The sequence below is a fragment of the Streptomyces cavernicola genome, assembly GCF_029968035.1.
GTDB classification, from domain to species: domain Bacteria; phylum Actinomycetota; class Actinomycetes; order Streptomycetales; family Streptomycetaceae; genus Streptomyces; species Streptomyces cavernicola.
In genome coordinates this window covers 1-19,364 of record NZ_JASCIQ010000018.1, presented here as the reverse complement: position 1 = coordinate 19,364, position 19,364 = coordinate 1, and the positions used below count along the sequence as shown (strand labels likewise).

The 19,364-nt window shown below is 71.4% G+C and carries 22 protein-coding genes and 1 pseudogene; 8 read left to right on the top strand and 15 right to left on the bottom strand.

Going from position 1 to position 19,364, the window contains the following annotated elements; all coding sequences use genetic code 11:
* Positions 1-8: 8 nt before the first annotated feature.
* Positions 9-776 carry an IclR family transcriptional regulator gene (locus QIS96_RS18020; RefSeq protein ID WP_282543652.1) on the top strand — a complete coding sequence of 256 codons (768 nt, stop codon included), beginning with the start codon at positions 9-11 and terminating at the stop codon, positions 774-776.
* A 126-nt stretch (positions 777-902) separates the two neighbouring features.
* Here QIS96_RS18020 and QIS96_RS18015 read toward each other — a convergent pair whose 3' ends face one another.
* Positions 903-1,760 carry a hypothetical protein gene (locus QIS96_RS18015; protein ID WP_282543651.1) on the bottom strand — a complete coding sequence of 286 codons (858 nt, stop codon included), beginning with the start codon at positions 1,758-1,760 and terminating at the stop codon, positions 903-905.
* Between the two features lie 52 nt (positions 1,761-1,812).
* Entirely contained in the window at positions 1,813-2,331 is a 519-nt protein-coding gene (locus tag QIS96_RS18010; protein WP_282543650.1) for an ATP-binding protein, read from the bottom strand.
* Positions 2,332-2,466: 135 nt separating this feature from the next.
* Here QIS96_RS18010 and QIS96_RS18005 point away from each other — a divergent pair, with 135 nt between their 5' ends.
* Positions 2,467-2,940 carry a MarR family winged helix-turn-helix transcriptional regulator gene (locus QIS96_RS18005; protein ID WP_282543649.1) on the top strand — a complete coding sequence of 158 codons (474 nt, stop codon included), beginning with the start codon at positions 2,467-2,469 and terminating at the stop codon, positions 2,938-2,940.
* A gap of 41 nt (positions 2,941-2,981) precedes the next feature.
* Here QIS96_RS18005 and QIS96_RS18000 read toward each other — a convergent pair whose 3' ends face one another.
* The gene (locus QIS96_RS18000) at positions 2,982-3,461 is read right to left on the bottom strand and encodes an SsgA family sporulation/cell division regulator (protein ID WP_282543648.1); all 480 of its coding nucleotides are present in this window, start codon (positions 3,459-3,461) and stop codon (positions 2,982-2,984) included.
* A gap of 159 nt (positions 3,462-3,620) precedes the next feature.
* Here QIS96_RS18000 and QIS96_RS17995 point away from each other — a divergent pair, with 159 nt between their 5' ends.
* Positions 3,621-4,100 (top strand): MarR family winged helix-turn-helix transcriptional regulator, encoded by a 480-nt coding sequence (locus QIS96_RS17995; RefSeq protein ID WP_282543647.1) that lies wholly within the window; start codon positions 3,621-3,623, stop codon positions 4,098-4,100.
* A gap of 116 nt (positions 4,101-4,216) precedes the next feature.
* On the opposite strand, the gene QIS96_RS17990 is transcribed toward QIS96_RS17995, so the two are convergent.
* From QIS96_RS17990 to QIS96_RS17980, 3 genes are all read right to left on the bottom strand, one after another.
* Positions 4,217-5,446: an MFS transporter gene (locus tag QIS96_RS17990; RefSeq protein WP_282543646.1), complete on the bottom strand. Its 1,230-nt coding sequence runs from the start codon at positions 5,444-5,446 to the stop codon at positions 4,217-4,219.
* Positions 5,447-5,599: 153 nt separating this feature from the next.
* On the bottom strand, positions 5,600-6,196 hold the full coding sequence (locus QIS96_RS17985) for a TetR/AcrR family transcriptional regulator (RefSeq protein ID WP_282543645.1): 597 nt from the start codon (positions 6,194-6,196) through the stop codon (positions 5,600-5,602).
* A 117-nt stretch (positions 6,197-6,313) separates the two neighbouring features.
* Positions 6,314-6,889, bottom strand: coding sequence for a TetR/AcrR family transcriptional regulator (locus tag QIS96_RS17980; RefSeq protein WP_282543644.1), 576 nt, complete (start codon positions 6,887-6,889; stop codon positions 6,314-6,316).
* Positions 6,890-7,002: 113 nt separating this feature from the next.
* Between QIS96_RS17980 and QIS96_RS17975 the strand changes: the two genes are divergently transcribed.
* Positions 7,003-7,464 carry a nuclear transport factor 2 family protein gene (locus tag QIS96_RS17975; RefSeq protein WP_282543780.1) on the top strand — a complete coding sequence of 154 codons (462 nt, stop codon included), beginning with the start codon at positions 7,003-7,005 and terminating at the stop codon, positions 7,462-7,464.
* A gap of 134 nt (positions 7,465-7,598) precedes the next feature.
* Positions 7,599-8,009, top strand: a pseudogene (locus tag QIS96_RS17970) (SUKH-4 family immunity protein); the annotation flags it as partial.
* Here the strand turns inward: QIS96_RS17970 and QIS96_RS17965 are convergent.
* Positions 7,994-8,662: a TetR/AcrR family transcriptional regulator gene (locus QIS96_RS17965; RefSeq protein WP_282543643.1), complete on the bottom strand. Its 669-nt coding sequence runs from the start codon at positions 8,660-8,662 to the stop codon at positions 7,994-7,996. The pseudogene QIS96_RS17970 and the gene QIS96_RS17965 overlap by 16 nt on opposite strands.
* A 121-nt stretch (positions 8,663-8,783) precedes the next feature.
* Here QIS96_RS17965 and QIS96_RS17960 point away from each other — a divergent pair, with 121 nt between their 5' ends.
* Both QIS96_RS17960 and QIS96_RS17955 read left to right on the top strand, forming a co-directional pair.
* Positions 8,784-9,377: an NADPH-dependent FMN reductase gene (locus QIS96_RS17960; protein ID WP_282543642.1), complete on the top strand. Its 594-nt coding sequence runs from the start codon at positions 8,784-8,786 to the stop codon at positions 9,375-9,377.
* A 14-nt stretch (positions 9,378-9,391) separates the two neighbouring features.
* Positions 9,392-10,564 carry a serine hydrolase domain-containing protein gene (locus QIS96_RS17955; RefSeq protein WP_282543641.1) on the top strand — a complete coding sequence of 391 codons (1,173 nt, stop codon included), beginning with the start codon at positions 9,392-9,394 and terminating at the stop codon, positions 10,562-10,564.
* Positions 10,565-10,631: 67 nt separating this feature from the next.
* Here the strand turns inward: QIS96_RS17955 and QIS96_RS17950 are convergent, their stop codons facing one another.
* The 5 genes from QIS96_RS17950 to pucL form a co-directional block, all read right to left on the bottom strand.
* Positions 10,632-10,754, bottom strand: a complete 123-nt coding sequence (locus tag QIS96_RS17950; RefSeq protein WP_408907207.1) for a DUF6086 family protein — start codon at positions 10,752-10,754, stop codon at positions 10,632-10,634.
* 9 nt (positions 10,755-10,763) lie between these two features.
* On the bottom strand, positions 10,764-11,483 hold the full coding sequence (locus tag QIS96_RS17945; protein WP_282543640.1) for a 2'-5' RNA ligase family protein: 720 nt from the start codon (positions 11,481-11,483) through the stop codon (positions 10,764-10,766).
* Positions 11,484-11,557: 74 nt separating this feature from the next.
* Positions 11,558-12,490, bottom strand: a complete 933-nt coding sequence (locus QIS96_RS17940) for an NADP-dependent oxidoreductase (RefSeq protein ID WP_282543639.1) — start codon at positions 12,488-12,490, stop codon at positions 11,558-11,560.
* 71 nt (positions 12,491-12,561) lie between these two features.
* Positions 12,562-13,143 carry an acyl-CoA-like ligand-binding transcription factor gene (locus QIS96_RS17935; protein ID WP_282543638.1) on the bottom strand — a complete coding sequence of 194 codons (582 nt, stop codon included), beginning with the start codon at positions 13,141-13,143 and terminating at the stop codon, positions 12,562-12,564.
* Between the two features lie 434 nt (positions 13,144-13,577).
* Positions 13,578-14,498 (bottom strand): factor-independent urate hydroxylase, encoded by a 921-nt coding sequence (pucL, locus tag QIS96_RS17930; protein WP_282543637.1) that lies wholly within the window; start codon positions 14,496-14,498, stop codon positions 13,578-13,580.
* 375 nt (positions 14,499-14,873) lie between these two features.
* Here pucL and QIS96_RS17925 point away from each other — a divergent pair, with 375 nt between their 5' ends.
* Positions 14,874-15,281, top strand: coding sequence for a hypothetical protein (locus QIS96_RS17925; RefSeq protein WP_282543636.1), 408 nt, complete (start codon positions 14,874-14,876; stop codon positions 15,279-15,281).
* Between the two features lie 121 nt (positions 15,282-15,402).
* On the opposite strand, the gene QIS96_RS17920 is transcribed toward QIS96_RS17925, so the two are convergent.
* From QIS96_RS17920 to QIS96_RS17910, 3 genes are all read right to left on the bottom strand, one after another.
* On the bottom strand, positions 15,403-16,704 hold the full coding sequence (locus QIS96_RS17920; protein ID WP_282543635.1) for an MFS transporter: 1,302 nt from the start codon (positions 16,702-16,704) through the stop codon (positions 15,403-15,405).
* Between the two features lie 94 nt (positions 16,705-16,798).
* Positions 16,799-18,436, bottom strand: coding sequence for an MFS transporter (locus QIS96_RS17915; protein ID WP_282543634.1), 1,638 nt, complete (start codon positions 18,434-18,436; stop codon positions 16,799-16,801).
* Between the two features lie 80 nt (positions 18,437-18,516).
* Positions 18,517-19,101 carry an NADPH-dependent FMN reductase gene (locus tag QIS96_RS17910; RefSeq protein WP_282543633.1) on the bottom strand — a complete coding sequence of 195 codons (585 nt, stop codon included), beginning with the start codon at positions 19,099-19,101 and terminating at the stop codon, positions 18,517-18,519.
* Positions 19,102-19,364: the final 263 nt, after the last annotated feature.

The following is a 19,364-nucleotide window of genomic DNA, read 5'->3' as shown; positions in this document are numbered from 1 at the left end:
TCGGGGGCATGGCTGACACTCCGGCGCCGGCGCCCGGCACCCAGACCCTCGCCCGCGGTCTCGCGCTGATCCGCGCCGTGGCCGACGGCGCGCACGATCTCCGTACGCTCGTCGAACGCACCGGCATCGGCCGCAGCACCGTGCACCGCCTGGCCCAACTCCTCATCGCCGAGGGCTATTTGAGGGGCGGCAAGGATGGGTACGCGCTCGGCCCCACCCTCATCGAACTCGGCTTCCAGGCCCTCCACGGCAACCCCCTGCCGGTGGTCGCCCGGCCCGTGCTCGAAGAGCTCTCGGCGCAGTTGCAGGACACCGTGCACCTCGCCGTGCGCGACGGGGAGTCCGTCCTCTACCTCGACAAACTCCCCGGCACCCGCGGCGCCGAGATGCGCTCCCGCATCGGCCACCGCATGCCCCTCACCCGCACCGGAGTCGGCATGGCCCTGCTCCTCGACTCCGCCCCGGAATGGCAGGCCCTGTACGAGGCGGAGGCGCCCGTGGAGCCCGGCGAGGTGCACCCGGAGGACGTCGACGCGTTCCTGGCGCGGATGCGCGAGTACGCCGAGGCGGGCGTGGCCATGGACCTGGAGGACAACGAGCCCGGCATCCGCTGTGTGGCCGCGCCCGTGCGCGACGCGGCGGGCGAGGTCGTCGGCGCCATCAGCGTCTCCGCGACCCGCCCCTACATGCCCGCCCCCCGGATGCGCGGCCTGACCGCGGTCATGGCCCGCGCCGCCCAGCGCATCTCGGCGGGCCTCGGCCACCGGGAGCCCTGAGCTCTACTGGCTTCGTGCGCCCCACTGTGCCCACACCTACGCAGACTGGGTCACCCACCACGCCACGGCCTTCGGGGGCTGACTGCTCTGACTCCTCGGGCGGCTTCTCCGGAGCCGAGCGCGCGGTCAGCCGGCCTGAAGTTCCGCGACGAATTGCTCCGCCACCAGGCGAGCAGGCTTGATCCTCGGGTCCTCCGGATGCGCGTGCGGCCCGAGGATCTTCGACGCCGTGAACAGCGCCATCAGCTTGCCGTCGCGGCTTGCGAAGTCGCAGCGCCGTTCGTGTCGTACGCGGTCGGCCAGAGCCGGGGCGGCGAGCGAACTCGCCCACAGCGAGGCCGAGTCGAGGCCACGCGGCGCGTTGCCCCAGTCCTCCCAGTCGAAGATGCAGAACTCCGGTGCCGTCAGGTTGGCCCAGTTCAGGTCCGCGTGGGCGGGCACCCAGTTTTTGACGGTCGTTTCGAAGCCATCGGCGAACACGCTGCGGATGGACTCTGTGACGACGGCCTGCGTGAGGGTGACGGTGTCCGGGGTGGCGATGCGCCGGGTGGTCTGCCCCATGAGCGCGTCGAGCGAGGCGTTGAACTGCGGCCACCAGTCGTCGGGCAGCTCTGGGTCCCCGCTCAGTACGGCCGTACCGATGGGAGGGGCGGGCAGGAGGTCGGTCTCGTCGGCCCGCCACATCACCGGCTCGGCCGCGTCCCGCCAGACCACGCAGCCGTGCCACTCGGGTTGGGCGACGCCGTTCAGGAACGCGGCGCGCTCGGTCCCGTTCCAGCCCTGCGCGTCGATTCGGTCGAACCCGCGCCGCTCCACGCGCACCCAGGTGCCCCGGTCCGTCCGCGCCCCGACCGAGCGGCGCTTCCGTACGACTGAATCTCGGTCCAGGCACGTCCGGAGCGCGGTCTCCACACGTTCCAGAACCTCGTCCACGGGCTCAATCCGCAGGTCAACGGCGCGAGTTGGTACTGCCGAACGCGTCATCCGAGCGACCGTAGCACCGGGCGACCACACACCCAGCGCGGCAGCCGCCCCCTCACCCCGACCGCCCGAACCCGCCCTCCCCCAAGTCGAGTTGGGCCCAGACGGCTGTGCCGTGGGGTGTGCTGGTGCGGCCCCAGTGGGACGCGAGGGCGGCCAGGATCGGCAGGCCGGGGTCAGGGGCGGAGTCGGGGTCGGGGAGGGCGGAGCCGACTACGCGGAGGGTCAGGACGTTGCCGTCGAGGGTGAGGCCGAGGGCGATCGCCGGGCCGCCGGGGTGTTGTGCGGCATGACCGGCGAGGTCGCCGACGATCTGCTCGGCATCCTCGGCCACCTCCTCGGGCATGCCCCAAGCCCCCAGCGTCAGGCGGGTGTTGAAGCGGGCGAGGCGGGCCATGTGGTCCGTGACGTCCAGGTGCCACGCCTGGCGGCGCCGGGTCGGGTCGCTGATGAGCGCGGCCACGGCCGGGCCGATCAGCGCGGACAGCTCCGGCGGCGCGCCATCGGCGGCGTCCCGCGGGGGCGGGCGCCCCGGTCCGGCGCTCCCTTGGCCCCTGCCGGTGTGCGTGGTCATGACTCTCCTGACGGTGCCCCGTCGGCGGCGGTCGACGGGAGTTGTGTGATGCGTCACCTACATTCCAGCAGGGGGATGTGTGACGCGTCAACCATTTCTGGTGACGTGTCACCAATTTCTGGGTACGCTGACGTCATGGACACCGAGACCCCCTGGTTGAGCGAGCGTCGACAGCACATCTGGCGGAACTGGCTGCGGATGAACACCGAGCTCCCGGCGGCCCTGCACCGCCGGCTGCGGGCGGACTCCGACCTGTCCCTCTCGGACTACGACGTCCTTGTCCAGCTCACCGACACCGCGGAGGCGCGGGTGCGGGTGCTCGACCTGGCACGGGCCCTGCGCTGGGAGCGCAGCCGGCTCTCGCACCACATCAGGCGGATGGAGGGGCGTGGACTCGTACGACGTGAGGACGTCCCCGGCGACGGCCGCGGCGCCTATGTGGTCCTCACCGCCCACGGGCGCGCCGCCATCGAGCAGGCCGCCCCCGCGCATGTGCGCACCGTGCGCGACCTCGTCTTCGACTCGGTCGACGCCGACGAGCTGACCGCGCTCGGCGCCGCCGTCGACAAGGTGCTGGCCCGCCTGGAGGCCGCCGAACGCCCCGCGTGAACGGCCCAACACCCGTGTGAAGCCCCGCGCCTGACGGCTCGTCACCCCTCGCCGATGTCCTGGCCGAGGAGCTGGCGGACGAGTCCGTCGGCGTCGAAGTGGTCCGGTTCGCTGCCCGGCGGGACGATTCGCTCGGTCCAGCGCAGGAAGGCCTCCACGTCGGAGGCCTGGGCGCGCATCAGCGCCGTCTCCGCCTCCCCGTCCGCGTCGCGCCCGGTGAGCAGCAGGTACAGGCTGTCCGCGTCGCGCCCGTGGCCGGGGTAGACCGAGACGTCGCCGACCCCGACTCGTTCCTGAGTGCCGAGCGCGAGCAGGTCGCGGGAGAGCTCCCAGGTCACCGGGATGTCGGTGTCCGTGTGGCTGTCCAGGTAGACCGTGAAGGGGTCGTCCGCGGAGTACGCCAGGCAGGCCGGCACGGGGTGCAGGCCGCCGGCCGTGACCTTGTGCATCAGGAGGTGTGTGGTGCACAGCCATGCGCTGGAGCCTTGTCCGGGCCTGGCTCCGCTGCCGTGAATGCTCATCTCTCGGTCTCCTCCCGCGCCCGGAGGGCGCTGTGCGGCGGGGTGGACGCGCCGGGGTCCGACGTATGTACGTGACGCGTCACGCACATACGATCAGGTATTAGGTGATACGTCAACTATGCAGGTGACGTATCACCAATTCCGGCCTATGCTTGTCTCGTGGACCCTGAAGCACCGTGGCTGACAGATCAGCAACAGCACATCTGGCGCAGCTGGCTGCGCATGAACACCGAGCTGCCGGCGGCCCTGCACCGCCAGCTGCAGGCCGACTCCGAACTCTCCCTGCCGGACTACGACGTGCTGGTCCAGCTCACCGACACCGCGGAGGCGCGGGTGCGGGTGCTCGACCTGGCGCGGGCCCTGCGCTGGGAGCGCAGCCGGCTCTCGCACCACATCAAGCGCATGGAGAACCGAGGTCTCGTACGGCGGGAGGAGGTGCCCGGGGACGGCCGCGGGGCGTTCGTCGTCCTGACGCCCGCGGGCCGCAGGACGATCGAGCAGGCGGCCCCCGCGCACGTACGGGCGGTGCGCAGGCTGATCTTCGACGCCGTCGGTGAGGAGGAGCTGGCGGCGCTCGGGGCCGTGCTCGACAAGGTGCTCGCGCGCCTGGACGAAGGGGCCGAACTTCCCGGCGTGTAAGGGGAGTTGGGGCAAGGTTGCTGGACGCGCCGCACCCCCGGGTTCCGTCGGACGGCCGACGGAACCCGGGGGTGCGGATGTTTTCTGGCGTGACGCGTTGTCGGATCAGGGTCCGGTCAGACGCTTGCTCGCTCCGCCTCCCTGGCCGGGCCGAGGTCGCCCGCGGTCGGGGTGCCCGGCGCGGTGGCGGTCTGCTTCGGGGCGGGGTGGCCGCGGCGGCGCAGTTCGGGCAGGAGGCTGACGAGGCCGAGCACGGCGATCGCCGCGCCGAGCCACAGCGGCGAGCGCAGGCCGAAGCTCTCGACGAAGACGCCGCCGAGCGACGAGCCGATGATGACGCCCAGGGTGATGAACGAGGAGTGGACCGTGTTCACCAGCGGCCCCGGGTTGCCGGTGCGCTGGACACGGGTGGCCATCGCCGGGTTCATCGTCACGCCGACCAGGCCGATGCCCATCATCAGGACGACCGCGGCCGCGCTGACCTCGGCGAAGACGGCGAACCCGGCGAGGAACAGGGTGTTGAGGACGAGCCCGACGACCTGGACGCTCACCGTCCGCCGGTCGGCGAGGTGGCCGACGACGCTGTTGCCGATGACCGTGGCGGCGCCGTACGCGATGAGCAGGACCGGGACGGTGCCCTCGCTGAAGCCGCTGACCTCGGTGAGGATCGGGTTGAAGTAGCTGAACGCGGAGAACGTGGCGCCGATGATGAGCGTGCTGGTGGAGAGGACGAGCCACAGCCGCGGCTTCTTGAAGACCTGGGCCTCTTCGCGGAAGGTGCCGCTGGAGCTGCCCGGACGCTCCAGGCGCGGGACGCCGAAGAAGGTGGCCACGGCGGCGATGACGGTGAGCAGCGAGATGGCCCAGAAGGCGGCGCGCCAGCCGAGGTGGCCGCCGATGAAGGTGGCCATCGGCAGGCCGAGGAGGGTGCCGAGCATCAGCCCGTTCATGGCGACGCCGATGGCGCGGCCGCGGATCTCCTCCCGGGTCACCGCGGAGCACACCGAGATCGCGACGCCGAAGAACGCCTGGGCCGCGATGCCGGTGATGATGCGGGCGGTCAGCATGACGCCGTAGCCGGTGGCGGTCGCGGCGAGTGCGTTGCCGACGAGGAAGACGACGAAGAGGACGAGCAGCGCCGGCTTCGGGCGCAGCTTCATCAGAGCCATGGTCAGAAAGGGGCCGCCGACCGCCATGGCGACGGCGAACGCGGTGATCAGGTAGCCGATCTGAGGGATCGTCGCACCGAGGCCTTCGGCCATCTGCGGCATGAGGCCGGCGACGACGAACTCGCTGGTCACCATGGCGAAGATGCCGAGGGCCAGCACATACACCGTACGGGGCATGAGCGGATCACGTCCTTGCGTGGGAGTCGGGGTCGCTTGCGCGAGGGTTTTGGATCGTTCAGTACGAAATTGGGGTGTGCCGAACTGCGGCGGGGTGAGGCGGGAGAGGTCAGGGGGTGAGGCGGGAGGGATCAGGGGCTGGGGTGGGAGGGGTCAGGGGGTGAGCGCGTCCAGGGCGGTCTCGGTGATGGCTTCGAGTGCGGTGCGGTCGAGGCCGTTCTGGGCCGAGACGCGCATGCCTCCGATGGTGGCGTTGAGGAACAGGGCGATGGCGCGCGGCTCCCGGGTCCGGGAGATCTCCCCGGCGTGCTGGCCGGCGGCGATCACGCCCTGGAGGGAGTCGAGGCGGCGCTCCAGGTCGCGCTGCAGGAGGCCGGCGACCTCCGGGTCGCGCAGGGAGAGCTCCGTGCTGCTGTTGACGCCCAGGCAGCCGATGCCCAGGCGCTCGTGGCGGTTGTGCTCCTCGGCGTCGACGGCGCCGGCGAGGAAGCTGCGGATCCGGGTCAGGGGCGACTGGCCGGTGTCGTCCAGGAGGGTCGTCTGGTCGGCGGTCATGGTGTCGAGGTAATGCGTCAGCGCCCGGACGAACAGGGCGTGCTTGCTGCTGAAGGCGTTGTAGATGCTGCTGCGGCCCAGGCCGGTCGCCTCGCACAGGTCCTGGGTGGAGGCGGCTTCGTAGCCCTTCTCCCAGAACAGGCGCATGGCGCCCTCCAGGGCGACTTCCTCGTCGAACGTCCTCGGTCGTGCCATGCAGGCAGCGTAGCACGTATTGGACTGTGCGTTTCAAAATTTCGGTCGGTCGGGTCGGGCTCCCAGTGAGGGGCGAACTTCCGCAAGGCGCAGGGTTGTTGACCGGGCGCGCTCGGCTCAGGACATGCCGAGGAGTGCGGCGGCGGCTGTGCGGGCGTGTCGGGCCGGGGTCGGGTCGGCGTTGATGCCGGCGGTCACGATGGCTCCCTCGGCGAGCAGGTAGACCGGTTCGACCACTGGTACCCCGGTGGCTCGGACCCAGCGGGCGAGCTGGTCGTGGAACGCCCGCTTGTGGGCCCGTACTTCGGCGAGGATCGCAGGCGAGGACGACCCGAGTTCGCCGTGCGCGTTGATCCAGGCGCAGCCGCGGAAGCCCGGCTGCGCGAACCACTCGGCGAGCCAGTCGAAGACGGCGAGGACGCGCTCGCGGGGGTCGGGGAGCTCCGGGACCCGTTCCACGTGGGCGGCGAGCTCGCCGCGCCAGCGCAGGTCACGCCGGCGGAGGGTTGCCACGACGAGGTCCTCCTTGGTCGCGAACGACTGGTAGATCCGCCGCAGCGGCAGTCCGGACGCCGCCCGGACCGCGTCCATGCCGACCGCCTGCACGCCCCGCTCGTAGAAGAGCCGCTCGGCCGCGTCGAGCAGCGATTCGCGGTCCAGGCGCTGCTGTTCCTCGGTGATGGGGGCGGGCACCGGTGGCTCCCTGGGCGCTTGACGTCAAGAACGGTCGTTCTCTACCTTAGCCTCGTTGATCGAGAACGTACGTTCTCAACGTGAGGAGACCGGAGTTGCCGCAGTCGCCGCAGTTGTCGGAGGACCGCCCGCCCTTCCCGCCGTTCACCCGCGAGAGCGCCCTGCGCAAGGTCCAGGCCGCCGAGGACGCCTGGAACACCCGCGACCCGCACCGGGTGGCGTCGGCGTACACCCCTGACTCGACCTGGCGGAACCGTGAGACGTTCGTCCGCGGCCGCGAGGAGATCGTCGCCTTTCTGACGCGGAAGTGGGAGCGCGAACGGGACTACGCCCTGCGCAAGAGCCTCTGGGCGTTCGAGGGGAACCGGATCGCCGTGCGTTTCCAGTACGAGTGGCACGACGCGGAAGGGCAGTTCTGGCGCAGTTACGGCAACGAGCTGTGGGAGTTCGACGAGCGCGGCCTCATGAGCCGCCGCGAGGCGAGCATCAACGACGTCGCCATCGCCGAGTCCGACCGCCGCATCCACGGGCCCCGCCCGCTGGACGAGCACGGGGTGGACATTCCGCTGGGCTGATGTAGGTATGGGCGGCGTTCGTCGTTTGTCGCTTCCCGTTGGCCGTTCGTCGTTCTCAGCTCTCGTCCGCTGCCGAATTCGGAGTTCCTGCAGTGCTTTTCGATCTGGAGTGCGTCGGAGGCGTAGGGGGTGCGGAGGACGTCCCGGAGGGCGCCGGCGAGTGGCCCGTCATCGGCTGGCTGCTCAACGCCCACCTCGCCCTCGACCCCGGTACGGGCACGGTGTACGCCTTCGACGCCGACGGGGAGACCGTGCGGGCCCTCCACGCGGACGTCTCCTCCCTCGTCCACGTCGCCCTCCGACTCCAGCGCCTGCTGGGGGAGTTCACCTTCGGCGACGGCGACGACGGAGGCGGTGTGCGCGGTGGCGGTGAGGAGGCCGACTTCGAGCGACTGGACGCCGAGGTCGAGCGCATCCGCCAGGAGACGAGCAGCGTCGACCCGCTCCCCTTCCAGGACGACGAGACCGTCTGGTCGGTGGTGGCCGACGAGATCGCCATGGGGCAGCGCTTCACGGGCGACAGCCCGGCTCAAGCCCTCCTGTAGTACCCCAAGAACATGTCCACCCCGCGTTCCACCAGGCGTTCCGCGAGGTCGGAGGGGAGGCGTTCACCGTAGGCGCTGTGGACGATGTGGGGGTAGAGGACCAGCGCGTAGAACTGGACGATCGCCACCTCCATGTCGGGGATGTCCAGGTCCGCGCGGGAGTTGAGGGCCGCGGCGAGCGGTTCGGCGAAGCGGTCGGGGCCCTGCGCGCGCCAGGCGCGGCCCAGTTGGGGGAAGCGGTTGGACTCGGCGGCGATGAGCGCGCGCAGCGCGAGGACCTCGTCCTGCGCGATGCCCTCGACCCAGCCGCGGGCCGCGGCGGCGAGCACCTCGCGGATGTCGTCGTCCGTCTCCAGCTGCCGGTTCATCGTGCGGGCCGAGTCGCCGAGGGCCTGTTCGAGTGCGTCGCCGACCACCTCCGTGAACAGGTCTTCCTTGCTGCCGAAGTGGTTGTAGATCGTCACCTTCGACACGCCCGCCTCGGCGGCGATCTGGTCCACGCCGACGCCGAAGCCATGGTGGAGGAACTGCTCCCGGGCGGCGTCGATGATCGCCGTGCGCTTGCGCGCCGCGCGCTCTCCTGACGGCTGCTTCCGCTTGTTCGTGGAGCCCTTCGTGGAGCCCTTCGTCGGGTCCTTCGTCGCGTCCTTCATCGGCCTCATCCTAGCAAGTACCTGAACTGAACAGTTGAGTTCAGTTGAACTGGACCGTACAGTTCAAGTCGTTGCGGAAGAGATCCCAATGCCCCTGCATCACCTCGGAGTTGAAGAATCCATGAGCCGAATCGACGTCCTCGCCATCTCCGGCAGCCTGCGCGCCGACTCCCACAACACGGCCCTGCTGCGCGCCGCCCGCGCCCTCGCCCCCGCCGATGTCGCCGTCAGCCTCTACGAGGGGCTCCGGGACATTCCCCCGTACGACATGGACCTCGACACCCCGGAGTTGCGCCCGGCCGCCGTGCGTGCGCTGCGGGACCGGATCGCCGCCGCGGACGCGCTGCTGATCGCCACGCCCGAGTTCAACTACTCGATGCCAGGTGTCCTGAAGAACGCCCTCGACTGGGTCAGCACCGACTGGACCGGCGCCGAGGGCCTCCCGCTGCACCGCAAGCCGATCGGCCTCACCGGGGCCGCGCCCACCAACTTCGGTTCCGTACGGGCCCAGTTGGCGCTGCGTCAGATGTTCCTCTGGACGGACTCGGACCTGGTCGTGAAGCCGGAGGTCATCGTCTTCCGCTCGCACGAGCGGTTCGACGACGCGGGTAACCTCACCGACGCCACCACGCGGGGCCTCCTCGGTGAGCTGCTCGACGCGCTCGCCGGCAAGGTCGAGGCCGCCCGTGCCGCCGCCGTGCCGGCCGCGGTATGAGGGGGAGCGCCTCGATGAACGCCTCCTCCGCGCCGCTCACTTCGGCTGCTGTGCACGGCGGCTCGGCTGCTGTGCACGGCAGCGTCGACGCTCAATTTGCCGCTGTACGCGCGGAGTTCGCCGCCGTGGCGGGGGAGGAGCCGGGGCTGAGCGCGCAGTTGGCCGTACGGCTGCACGGCCGCCAGGTCGTCGACCTGTGGACCGGGCCCGACGTCACCGGCGATGCGCTGTTCGCCCTGTACTCCTCCGGCAAGGGCGCCGCCCACCTCGTCACGGCACTGCTCGTGCAGGACGGCGTCCTTGACCTCGACCGGCCCGTGGCGCGGGACTGGCCCGAGTTCGCGGCCGCCGGCAAGGCCGGACTGACGCTGCGAGACCTGCTGTCCCACAAGGCCGGACTCCTCGGTACGGCCGAGGGGTTGAGCACCGCGGAGCTCGCCGACGAACGACGCCTCGCGGAGCTGCTCGGGCCGCTGCCCCCGGCCTGGACGCCGGGCGGCGGCAGGTACGGCTACCACGCCTTCACCGTCACGGCCCTGACCGGCGAGGTCGTCCGCCGCAGCACCGGCCGCACCCTCCAGGAGCACTACGCCGAGCGGCTGCGGATCCCGTACGGCCTCGACTTCCACCTCGGCCTGCCGGAGAGCGAGGAGCGCCGCTATCTGCCCGTGCAGGCGCAGCCGCAGCGCCCTGGCGGGGTGCCTGGTGGTCTGACCGGGCTCGCCTTCAACGTGCACGCCGATCCGCCCACCGACCTGGTGGCGTACGCCAACACCCGTGCGGTGCGCGCGCAGGGCTCGGCCTCGTCCGGGAGCGTCGGCACGGCTCGGGGCCTGGCCAAGCTGTACGCCACGGCGATCTCGACGGTCGACGGCCGCGCCCCGCTGCTCGGCCCGGACGTGCTCGCGGAGTTCACCGCCCCGCACACGCCCGGCACCGACCTGGTGACGGGGGAGGAGGACCACTTCCTGCTCGGCTTCGAGGCCCAAGGCGTCCGGTACGGGCGGTCGTTGAGCGCGCGGGCGTTCGGGCACAGCGGGGCGGTCGGCGCACAGTCCTTCGCGGATCCCGCCACCGGCATCGCGTACAGCTACACCCGTCGCCGGTTCGCCGCGGGCGGGGGTGGCGGGGCGCCGGAGAACCATCGCCTGATCGCGGCGGTCGCCGCGGCAGCGATCTCGGCGTAGCCGACACGGGCGCCGGGCCTCCTTGTCGCCGGGCCTCCCTGTGCGGGGCCCGGCGAGCGGCTCAGGCTCAGGCCGTCATGACGCGGGCGAGCTCGGCCTCGTAGAGGCGTACTTGGCTGAGGAACAGGTGGGAAGCGCCGTTGGACGGGTTCCAGAGGGGCTGCTCGCCCAGGTCGTAGTACTGGCTCAACGCGGCCTCTCACCTCTCCTGGTCCAGGCGGGCCTGGGCCCACCGCGCGACGTCCTCGGCGGTCACCTCGCCCGCGCCGCCCGAGGCCGCCCCGTACGTTTCGTACCGGCGCACCTCACCGCTGCCCAGGGCGACCGTGGCGCGCGGGCGCATGGGGTCGTCGGCGCGCCGGGAGAGCAGTACGAGCTCGTCCACCTCGGTCGTCATGACGTCGAGCCGGGCCGTGCAGTCGGCGACGACGCGGCGCGGGTCGCGGGTCCGGCCGAGGGACAGGTGCGGGGTGAACCCGCCGTGCCGGCCGCGGCACCGGGGGAAGGCCTCGACCAGCGACCCGTACAGGCCCTGCCACGGCCCCCGCCCCGCAGCCGCCGGATCGAGCCAGACCGTCGCGTACGCCCGATGCCGGAAGACCCGCACCCCGGAGAGACGTGCCGTGAACGGCCGCGTTCGCGCGGCCGCCCTGGCGAGCAGCGGAAGGGCCTGCTCGAAGTCGGACTCCGGTACGAATCCGAAGAGGACGTTGACGTGCGGCGGCCAGCGGCGGATCTGCGGGTCGTGTTCCTGCCGGATGCGCTGGATCGCGGACCACAGGCCGAACGGCGGCACCCACGCGAGGGCGGTGCGCGCCGTCGGGCTCACGTCGGACACCCGGTCTTCTGCGTCCTCCACACCGTCCTCCACGCCGTCCTTCACGCCGTCCTTCACGCCGTCCTTCACGCCGTCCTTCACACGGACATGATCCTTCCGTCCTACGGCGCCCGGAGGGCGTTCGGGTCCGCGGCCGACGTGGTTGAGGGCCGGCCTCAGGGTGCGGCGACGGCGAGGACCAGCTTGCCGCGTACGTGTCCCTCGGCCGAGAGGTCCTGGGCCGCGGCGATCTCGGCGAGCGGGAAGACCTCGGCGATCGGGACGTCGAGCTCGCCGTCGGCGATCGCGTCCATGACCTCCTGCAGGGCGTGGTCGAAGCTCGGCTCAAGGCCCGTGACGAGGATGCCGCCGCGGGCCGGCACCTCCGGGTCGACGAGCGTGACGACCGGTGCGTCGGGCGTGGTGATGCGCCGGAACACGTCGTACTTGCCGCCGGTGACGAGGTCGAACGCGGCGTCGTAGAGGCCGCCGGCAGCGGCTTCGAGCGCCGCCCGCTCCCACTCGGCCCCGGACCCGTACTCGATCGGGGTGGCGCCGAGCGTGGTGAGGTGGGCGTGGTTGTGGCGGGAGGCGGTGCCGACGACCTGGACGCCACGGGCGCGGGCGAGCTGCGTGAGGAAGGTGCCCACGCCCCCGGCGGCGCCGTCGACGAGGATCAGCTGCCCCTTCGTGACCTCGGCGAGTCCCAGCGCGCGCACAGCGGTCGAGCCGCCGACGCCGATGGTCGCCGCGACCAGGGAGGAGACGTGCTCGGGCACCTGCACGAGCGCGGCGGCGTACGTGACGACGTACTCGGCCGCGGCCCCGCTGGGCGAGAGACCGGCGACACGGTCGCCGGGCCGGAGGCCGTCGACGTGCTCGCCCACGGCGTCGACGACCCCGGCGACGTCCATTCCGGCGATGGCGGGCGCAGCGAGCGGAGAGCCGTCGCCGAGCACACCCGACCGCATCTTGGAGTCCACCGGGTTCACGGCGGCGTACTCGACCCGGACCCGCACCATGCCGGGGCCGGGCTCGGGCATGGGCACGTCGGCGATCGTCAGCACGCTGCTGTCGCCGTACTCGCGGTATATCGCGGCCTTGGGCATGGGGGTGCTCCTTCTCGTAGTACGCGGGGTGGGCGGGGTATGCGGGGTGGTGCGGGTGTCCAGTGGCTCGGTTACGCGCCGGTCCGGTGGGCGCTGTGCTCTCCGTAGAGCGTGTGAACGGTGTCCGTCAGCAGGTCGGCGAGGCCTCGCTCGTCGCGGACCAGGTGTTCGAGGACCGTGATGATGGCGACCACTGCCTGCCCGGCGGCAACCGTCGTGGCCAGGTCGTCCACCGGCGTGCCGGTCAACTCCGCGACGGCCGGGCGGATCAGCCGGGCCGTCTCGTGCGCGGTCTCCAGCCACACCCGCCGCAGCCCGACGTCCTGGAACGTCAGCCGCATCAGCCGGCGGATCGACTCCTCCGGCCGGTCCGTGAACGACACCGTCAACGCGGCATGGAGAGCTTCGGGCAAGGGCGTGCCGGGCGGCTGCGCGGCGAGCGCGGCGGCGAACGCCTGATTGCCCGCGTCGAGGAGCGGACGCAGGCAGTCGGCCTTGGTCGGAAAGCAACGGTGGAACGTACGAGGCGAGATCCCGGCCGCGGCCGCCAACTCGGCCACCGAGGCGGACGCGTCGCCCGCCGCGATCATCACGTCGGCGCACTGTGAGGAGATCCGCAGCAGCGCGGCGTCATCGAGGGCGGGGCGGGGCATGCGCACAGCCTACCTCCGTAGTGGCAGAATCTGCCACTACGGAGGTAGGTGAGGGTACGGGGCTAGGGTTCCGGCACAGCCGCCGACGAGGGGACCGGGATGTCCGGGCGCAGGCCGACCCCCGGGCCGCGAAGTGGGCCATGGCCCACTGGACCGCCGGTCGGATCGTGGACGGATCCCTCGATCCCGCTCTCGGCGCCGACCTGATCTGGGCCGACGCCGCCGATGACCTCGGCCACCCCGAGGCCCTGCAGCCGCTCGTCTCGTGCGCGCTCAACCTGGCGGCCTGGGAGGAGAGTTGGGGAATCTCCGTCGAACCTGCAGGCCCACGCCGCGGCTGTCGTGGCAGTCGCGGCGTGGACGGTCAGCTCGGCTCAGCTCGGCTCGGGTCAGCTCAGGTCTGCTCAGCTCGGCTCGGGTCCGCTCGGGTTCGCTCAGGCCGTGATCCAGTCGCTGGTGGCGATGACCGGGGTGATGCCGTCGCGGTGGACCGTGGCCTCGATCAGGCCGTACATGCGGTCCGCGGCGAAGTAGACCTCGTTGTCGTTCTTCAGGCCGAACGGCTCCAGGTCGACCAGGAAGTGATGCTTGTTCGGGAGGTTGAGGCGGACCTCGTTGATCTGCGGGCAGTGGTCCATGATGCGCTCGGCCATGGCGTTGAGGGTCTGCTGCAGGGAGTAGCTGTACGTCTCCGCGAAGGCCTCCAGCATGAGCCGCCTGGCCTTCTTGTAGAGGCGGTCCCAGTCGGTGTCCGGGTCGGCCGCGGCCGCCGCCGAGTAGGCCCAGCGGGCGGTGACCTTGGTCGCCAGGATGCGGTCGTACGCCTCCTGCAGCGTCGTGTACTTGTCCTTGATGTAGCCGTGGAACTCGGCGTTGGTCGAGTTCAGCACCGTCAGGTCCTTCAGGCCCGAGACGATCTGCAGTTGGCCGGTGTGCTTGTTGAACGTGACCTGGCTGGTGCGCACTTCCTGGCCGCTGCGCACGAACGAGTGCTGGTCCCTGCGCGTCGGCACCGGGATGCGGTCCCAGGCGTACTCCTCGAGGCGGACCTGTGACTCGTGGATGACGCTCTGCGAGTTCGTGAAGTGCTGGGCGAGGCGGGTGCCGAAGTCCTCGGGCGAGGTGACGCCGTGCTCCTTGGCGAAGGCGTACACGGTGTTCTTGGTGGTGTCGGTGGGCAGGCAGTTGCCGTTGTCGCCGGTGAGGTGCACGTCGCGGAACTCGCCGCGCAGCGCGACGGACACGTTCAGATCCCGGATCTCGTGCCAGGAGCCTTCGTTGCCCTTGCGCACGATCTTGACGATGCGGTTCTCGGCCTTGCCGTACTGGTTCTGGCCGAGCACGTACTTGCTCATGGTGATCCTTCGGGTACGCGGATTCCTGTGGTGTCTGGATCCCGTACGCCCGGCGTCCAGCGCTCCGCCCGGAGTCGCTCCCCGCCGTCCGGCCCGTACGCGACGGGCCGCCCCGGGACTGACTCGCATCCCGGTCCGTGGGTTCGCGTCGATTGGAGCACATGGAGTGCGGTCGGGGGAAGGTCCCGGGCTGCTCCGGCTGCTCCGGCCGCTCCGGGCCCTCGGGCCGCGCTCCGCTGTTTCGGACCGTGCTCGGCTGTTTCGGGCTGGGGCGAAGCTCGTTGTCCGCCGCCGAGTCCCTCGGCAAAGCTGTCCAGTGACCGCAAAAAGTCGCGTACGGCGACATAAGAGGAATGCCTGACAGGGGGACACATCGTGGTACTGACGAGCATCAAGAAGCGAGCGGCTGCCGTATCCGTCGCCGGTGCGGCGGCTCTGGCGCTCGGCGCCGGCGTCGCACCGGCCGAGGCGTCGGCTCCCGCGGCGGCCAAGGCGTCGACCGACGTGTCGGTGCAGAAGAGCTGCAACTCCGGTGCCCTGTGCGTGAAGCTGCGCAACACCTCCACCGGCAAGTCCAAGTGGAAGGACCTCTACTACTGCAAGAACTGGTACATCAGCGGGAAGTGGATCCCCACCCGCTACATCAACAACCAGACGTCGGGGACGAAGGCGAAGTTCAAGAACGCCAACAGGAAGACGATCCTGACCACCAAGGCCCCGTACGCCGACAAGAAGGTCAAGCACAGCATCGGCGTCCGCACCTGGTACATCAAGCCCTGCTGAGAGCCTGCTGAGGCCTTGCTGTAAGCCCTGCTTGAGGTCGCCTTCCCGTACGGGCCGTCCCCGCACTCACCGTGGGGACGGCCCGTTCCGCGTCCCCGAGGCGGCGCTCACGCGGCGGCGCTCACGGGGCGGCGGACATCGCGACAAGGGCGGGGCCGAGTGCTCCGCCCAGTTGGTAGCTGAGGTTGAACAGGCCGATGGCCACCGGGCGTTCGGCCCTGGCGACGGTGTCCGTGGCGAAGGCCATGAGCGCGCCCTGGCCGCCGGCCGCGGCGAAGAGCGCGAGGGCCAGAGCCGCGAGGACGACGAAGGCGGAGGCGGAGGCGGAGACGGAGACGACGGTCAGTACGGCGGCGAGGACGCCCGCGGCGGCCAGGATCGCCGCGACGGGGATGCGGCCCATGCGCATCGCGAGCGCCGCGATGGCGAACGCGAGGACGGAGCCCGCCACTTGGGAGACCAGGGTGCCCACGCCGATCGCGTCCTCGCTCCAGCCGGCCTCGGCGGAGAGCTGCCCGGGGACGACGAACAGCAGCCGGAAGAAGGACGTGGCGAGGAGCAGGGCGAGCAGGCTGACGCCGATGAACACCGGGGAGCGCAGCAGGGCGACGGGGACGAACCCGTCGGGGCGGGCCTTGATGTGCAGGGCGAGCAGCAGGGCGGCCGCCGCCGCGCCGACCGCTGCGGGCAGCGGGAAGTACGGGATGACGACCAGGGCGGTCGCAAGCGCCGTGAGCAGGACCGCGCCGCGTCCGTCGAAGGGGCTGTCGTCGGACGGGGCGGTGGGGGCGTGCCGTAGGACGGGCGGCACGAACAGCGCCGCCAGCACCGGCAGAAGCAGTACGACCAGCCAGGAGGTCCACGCGGTGACCAGCGAACCGACCAGCGGGCCGGCTGCCGCGCAGGCGGCGATCGTCGAGGTGATCAGGCCCAACCGGCGGGCGGTTCCCGCCAGGTTCATCGCGACGGCGATCAGGCCGGTGCTGCCCAGGGCCTGGGCGGACCGGCCGAGCAGGGCCGCGGGCAGCCACGGCACGGCGGCCACGAGGAGGGTGCCGGCGACCAGCAGGACGGTGGCGGCGAGCAGTGCGGTGCGCAGTCCGCGTCTGCTGATCAGGCCGCCGGCCAGGGGTGTGCCCACGGCTATGGACAGTGCCGCGACGGTCACCAGCCAGCTGGCGACGTCCGGGGTGAGGCCGTAGCCGTCGGCCATCCTGGGCAGTACGACGGCCGGTGCGGCGACGCCGAAGGTCGCCGGGGCGGCGATCAGGGCGAGCCACGGTCCCGCGACGCGGGGTGGGGCGGAGTTGCTCCGGGCAGCCGTGTCCGGCGTTGTCGGAGTGGGGAGTTGGCTGGGTTGGACGGGTTGGCTGGGTTGAATGGGTTGGCTGGGTTGGCTGGGGCCATCGGAGCGGACGGGCATGGTGTCTCCTGGGTACGAGAGGGTGCGGGGTGCCGGGTGCCGGGGGGCCAAGACCCGCCAGGGGAGGGCAAGTTGACGAAATGAGTGCGTCCCGTCAGGCGGTGCCGGTCAGAGACCCCTCCTGCGCCGCCTGCGCTCCCCGCGGGGCCTCGGCCCCGGCCCCGGGCGCCGCCTCCGCCTCGGGCGCGGCCCCGGCCCCGGAGTCGACCCGCCCCGCGCCGCGCCTGCGCAGCATCGTCAGGGCGATCGCCGCGCTGATCGCGGTGATGACCGCGCAGGCGACGCCGATCGTGTTGAGCCCGTCCGTGTACGCCGACTTGGCGGCGGTCAGCAGGGCTTCGCCGGCCGCCGCGGGCAGTTGCCGGGCGGCGTCGAGGGCGGCCTCCATGCTCGACCCGGCCGCCGCGGAGGCGTCCGCGGGGGTGCCGGCCGGCGGCGTGAACGCGTTCCGGTAGACGGCCGTGCCGAGGCTGCCGAGGGTGGCGACGCCGAGCGCGTTGCCGAGGTCGCCGCTGATGGAGGAGAGGGCCGCCGCCGAACCGCCCCGCTCGGGCGGCACGGACCCGACGACCATGCTGGTGCCGAGCGCCCCGAACGTACCGACGCCGACGAAGATGACGACGAACCCGGCGAGCAGCAGCGGCAGTCCGCCGACCGGGTCGACGAAGACGAGCAGCGCGTAGCCGACCGTGCCGATGAGGAGCGAGCCGCCGATCACGGTGCCGAGCTGGAAGCGCTTGGCGAGGACCGGCGCGAGCTGGGCGGCGAGGACGGACGCGACCGCCGAGGGCACCATCCACAGGCCCGCCTCCATCGGCGACATGCCCTCCACCATCTGCAGGAACCCGGTGATGAACAGGTAGCCGCCGCCGGTGCCGAGCATCGACACCATCAGGATCAGCAGCGCGGCCGTGAACGCCGCCACCCGGAACAACTTCAGGTCGAGCAGCGGGTGTTCGAGCCTGCACTGACGTCGTACGAACACCCAGCCCACGGCCAGACCGACGAGGACCGCGACGATCGGCAGCACCTCGAAGCCGTACCGGGCCAGCTCCTTCAGGCCGAAGATCACCGACAGGATCGACACGAGCGAGAGCAGCACGCTGACCAGGTCGATGCGGCCCGCGTCCGGGGCCTTGTACTCCGGCAGCACCAGCGGCGCGGCGACGAGCAGCAGCACCATCACGGGCACGCCGAGCAGGAAGACCGAGCCCCACCAGAAGTACTCGAGCAGCGCGCCGCCGACGACCGGGCCGAGCGCCGTACCGCCCATGAAGCAGCTCGCCCACACCGCGATGGCGCGGCCCTTCTGGTACGGGTCCTGGAACATGTTGCTGATCAGGGCGAGCGTCGACGGCATCAGGGTCGCGGCGGCTACGCCGAGCAGCGCACGCGTGACGATCAGCGCCTCCGCGCTCCCGGCGTACGCGGCGGCGACCGAGGCGAGACCGACCGCGACCGCGCCGATCATCAGCAGCTTGCGGCGGCCGATGCGGTCGCCGAGCGTGCCCATGGTGATGAGGAAGCCGGCGATCATGAAGCCGTAGACGTCCATGATCCACAGCGTCTGCGTGCCCGTGGGCCGCAAGCCCTCCGCGAGGTGCGGCAGCGCCAGGTACAGCACGCTCTGGTCGAGGGAGATCAGCAGGGTGGGCAGGGCGAGCACGGCGAGCCCCAGCCATTCCCGTGACCCGGCCCTCCGTACGGAAGCCTCGGGGGCGTTCGACGACATGGGTGTGGGTCCTTCCTTAGCGGTGTGCGTGAGCGGAGTACGAGTGCGTGCTTCTGCGTACGTGAGGGCCTGAGGTGCCGTCAGCCGGGGTACGGCTCCCGTGCGCGGGCGGTCCTCAACATCCGGCCCCACCAGGCGAGTTGGTCGAGCATCGACTTGGCCGAGGCCGCGCAGCCCTCGGGGTCCTTGGGGCGGCCCTCGTCGTCGAACTTGTCCCGGCAGTCGGGGAAGCAGACCGAGTCCCGGACGGTGACGGCGTGCAGCCCGGGGAAGACGGCGCGCAGGTCCGACACCGCGCGCAGGCCGCCCGCGATGCCGCCGTACGAGACGAACGCGACCGGCTTCGCCTTCCACTCGTCCACGTACCAGTCGATGGCGTTCTTCAGCGAGGCCGGGAAGCTCTGGTTGTACTCGGGCGTGACGATCACGAACGCGTCGGCCCTGGTCAGCCAGGGGGCCAGGTCGCGGACGGCCTGCGGCAGCGAACCGTCCAGGCTCTCCGGCAGTACGTCCGGGAGCCACACCTGGGCCAGGTCGATCACGTCGACGTCGAAGTCGTCCCGCCCGGCGGCCTGTTCGGCGATCCACCGGGCGGGCACGGGGCCGAAGCGGCCGGTACGGGTGCTGCCGATCAGCACGGCCACGTTCAGCTTGCGATCCGGCATACCGGGTCCCCCTTCGGGCGAGGCGTCGTTCGGACCGCACCACCGTGCGCCCGGCCCCTCCCGGTCCTCTCTCGGTCCGCTCTCGGTCTGGCTCTCGGTCCGCTTCCGGTCTGCCGGGGGCTCTTCCCCTGACCCGCCCCTTCCCGAAAGTCTGCGACGCTTCGGGGCTCCGCCCCGGACCCCGCTCCTCAAACGCCGGAGGGGCTGATTTTCAGCCCCTCCGGCGTTTGAGGAGGCCCGTCCGGCAGGACTTCGGGAAGGGG

What these genes read in the sequence shown, in the direction of transcription:
- QIS96_RS17910 (WP_282543633.1), bottom strand. Translation starts at nt 19,101, where the DNA reads ATGCCGGATCGCAAGCTGAACGTGGCCGTGCTGATCGGCAGCACCCGT.
- QIS96_RS17935 (WP_282543638.1), bottom strand. Translation starts at nt 13,143, where the DNA reads ATGCCCCGCCCCGCCCTCGATGACGCCGCGCTGCTGCGGATCTCCTCA.
- QIS96_RS17940 (WP_282543639.1), bottom strand. Translation starts at nt 12,490, where the DNA reads ATGCCCAAGGCCGCGATATACCGCGAGTACGGCGACAGCAGCGTGCTG.
- QIS96_RS17915 (WP_282543634.1), bottom strand. Translation starts at nt 18,436, where the DNA reads ATGTCGTCGAACGCCCCCGAGGCTTCCGTACGGAGGGCCGGGTCACGG.
- QIS96_RS18010 (WP_282543650.1), bottom strand. Translation starts at nt 2,331, where the DNA reads ATGACCACGCACACCGGCAGGGGCCAAGGGAGCGCCGGACCGGGGCGC.
- QIS96_RS17955 (WP_282543641.1), top strand. Translation starts at nt 9,392, where the DNA reads ATGAACGCCTCCTCCGCGCCGCTCACTTCGGCTGCTGTGCACGGCGGC.
- QIS96_RS18020 (WP_282543652.1), top strand. Translation starts at nt 9, where the DNA reads ATGGCTGACACTCCGGCGCCGGCGCCCGGCACCCAGACCCTCGCCCGC.
- pucL (WP_282543637.1), bottom strand. Translation starts at nt 14,498, where the DNA reads ATGAGCAAGTACGTGCTCGGCCAGAACCAGTACGGCAAGGCCGAGAAC.
- QIS96_RS18005 (WP_282543649.1), top strand. Translation starts at nt 2,467, where the DNA reads ATGGACACCGAGACCCCCTGGTTGAGCGAGCGTCGACAGCACATCTGG.
- QIS96_RS18000 (WP_282543648.1), bottom strand. Translation starts at nt 3,461, where the DNA reads ATGAGCATTCACGGCAGCGGAGCCAGGCCCGGACAAGGCTCCAGCGCA.
- QIS96_RS17965 (WP_282543643.1), bottom strand. Translation starts at nt 8,662, where the DNA reads ATGAAGGACGCGACGAAGGACCCGACGAAGGGCTCCACGAAGGGCTCC.
- QIS96_RS17985 (WP_282543645.1), bottom strand. Translation starts at nt 6,196, where the DNA reads ATGGCACGACCGAGGACGTTCGACGAGGAAGTCGCCCTGGAGGGCGCC.
- QIS96_RS17990 (WP_282543646.1), bottom strand. Translation starts at nt 5,446, where the DNA reads ATGCCCCGTACGGTGTATGTGCTGGCCCTCGGCATCTTCGCCATGGTG.
- QIS96_RS17960 (WP_282543642.1), top strand. Translation starts at nt 8,784, where the DNA reads ATGAGCCGAATCGACGTCCTCGCCATCTCCGGCAGCCTGCGCGCCGAC.
- QIS96_RS18015 (WP_282543651.1), bottom strand. Translation starts at nt 1,760, where the DNA reads ATGACGCGTTCGGCAGTACCAACTCGCGCCGTTGACCTGCGGATTGAG.
- QIS96_RS17920 (WP_282543635.1), bottom strand. Translation starts at nt 16,704, where the DNA reads ATGCCCGTCCGCTCCGATGGCCCCAGCCAACCCAGCCAACCCATTCAA.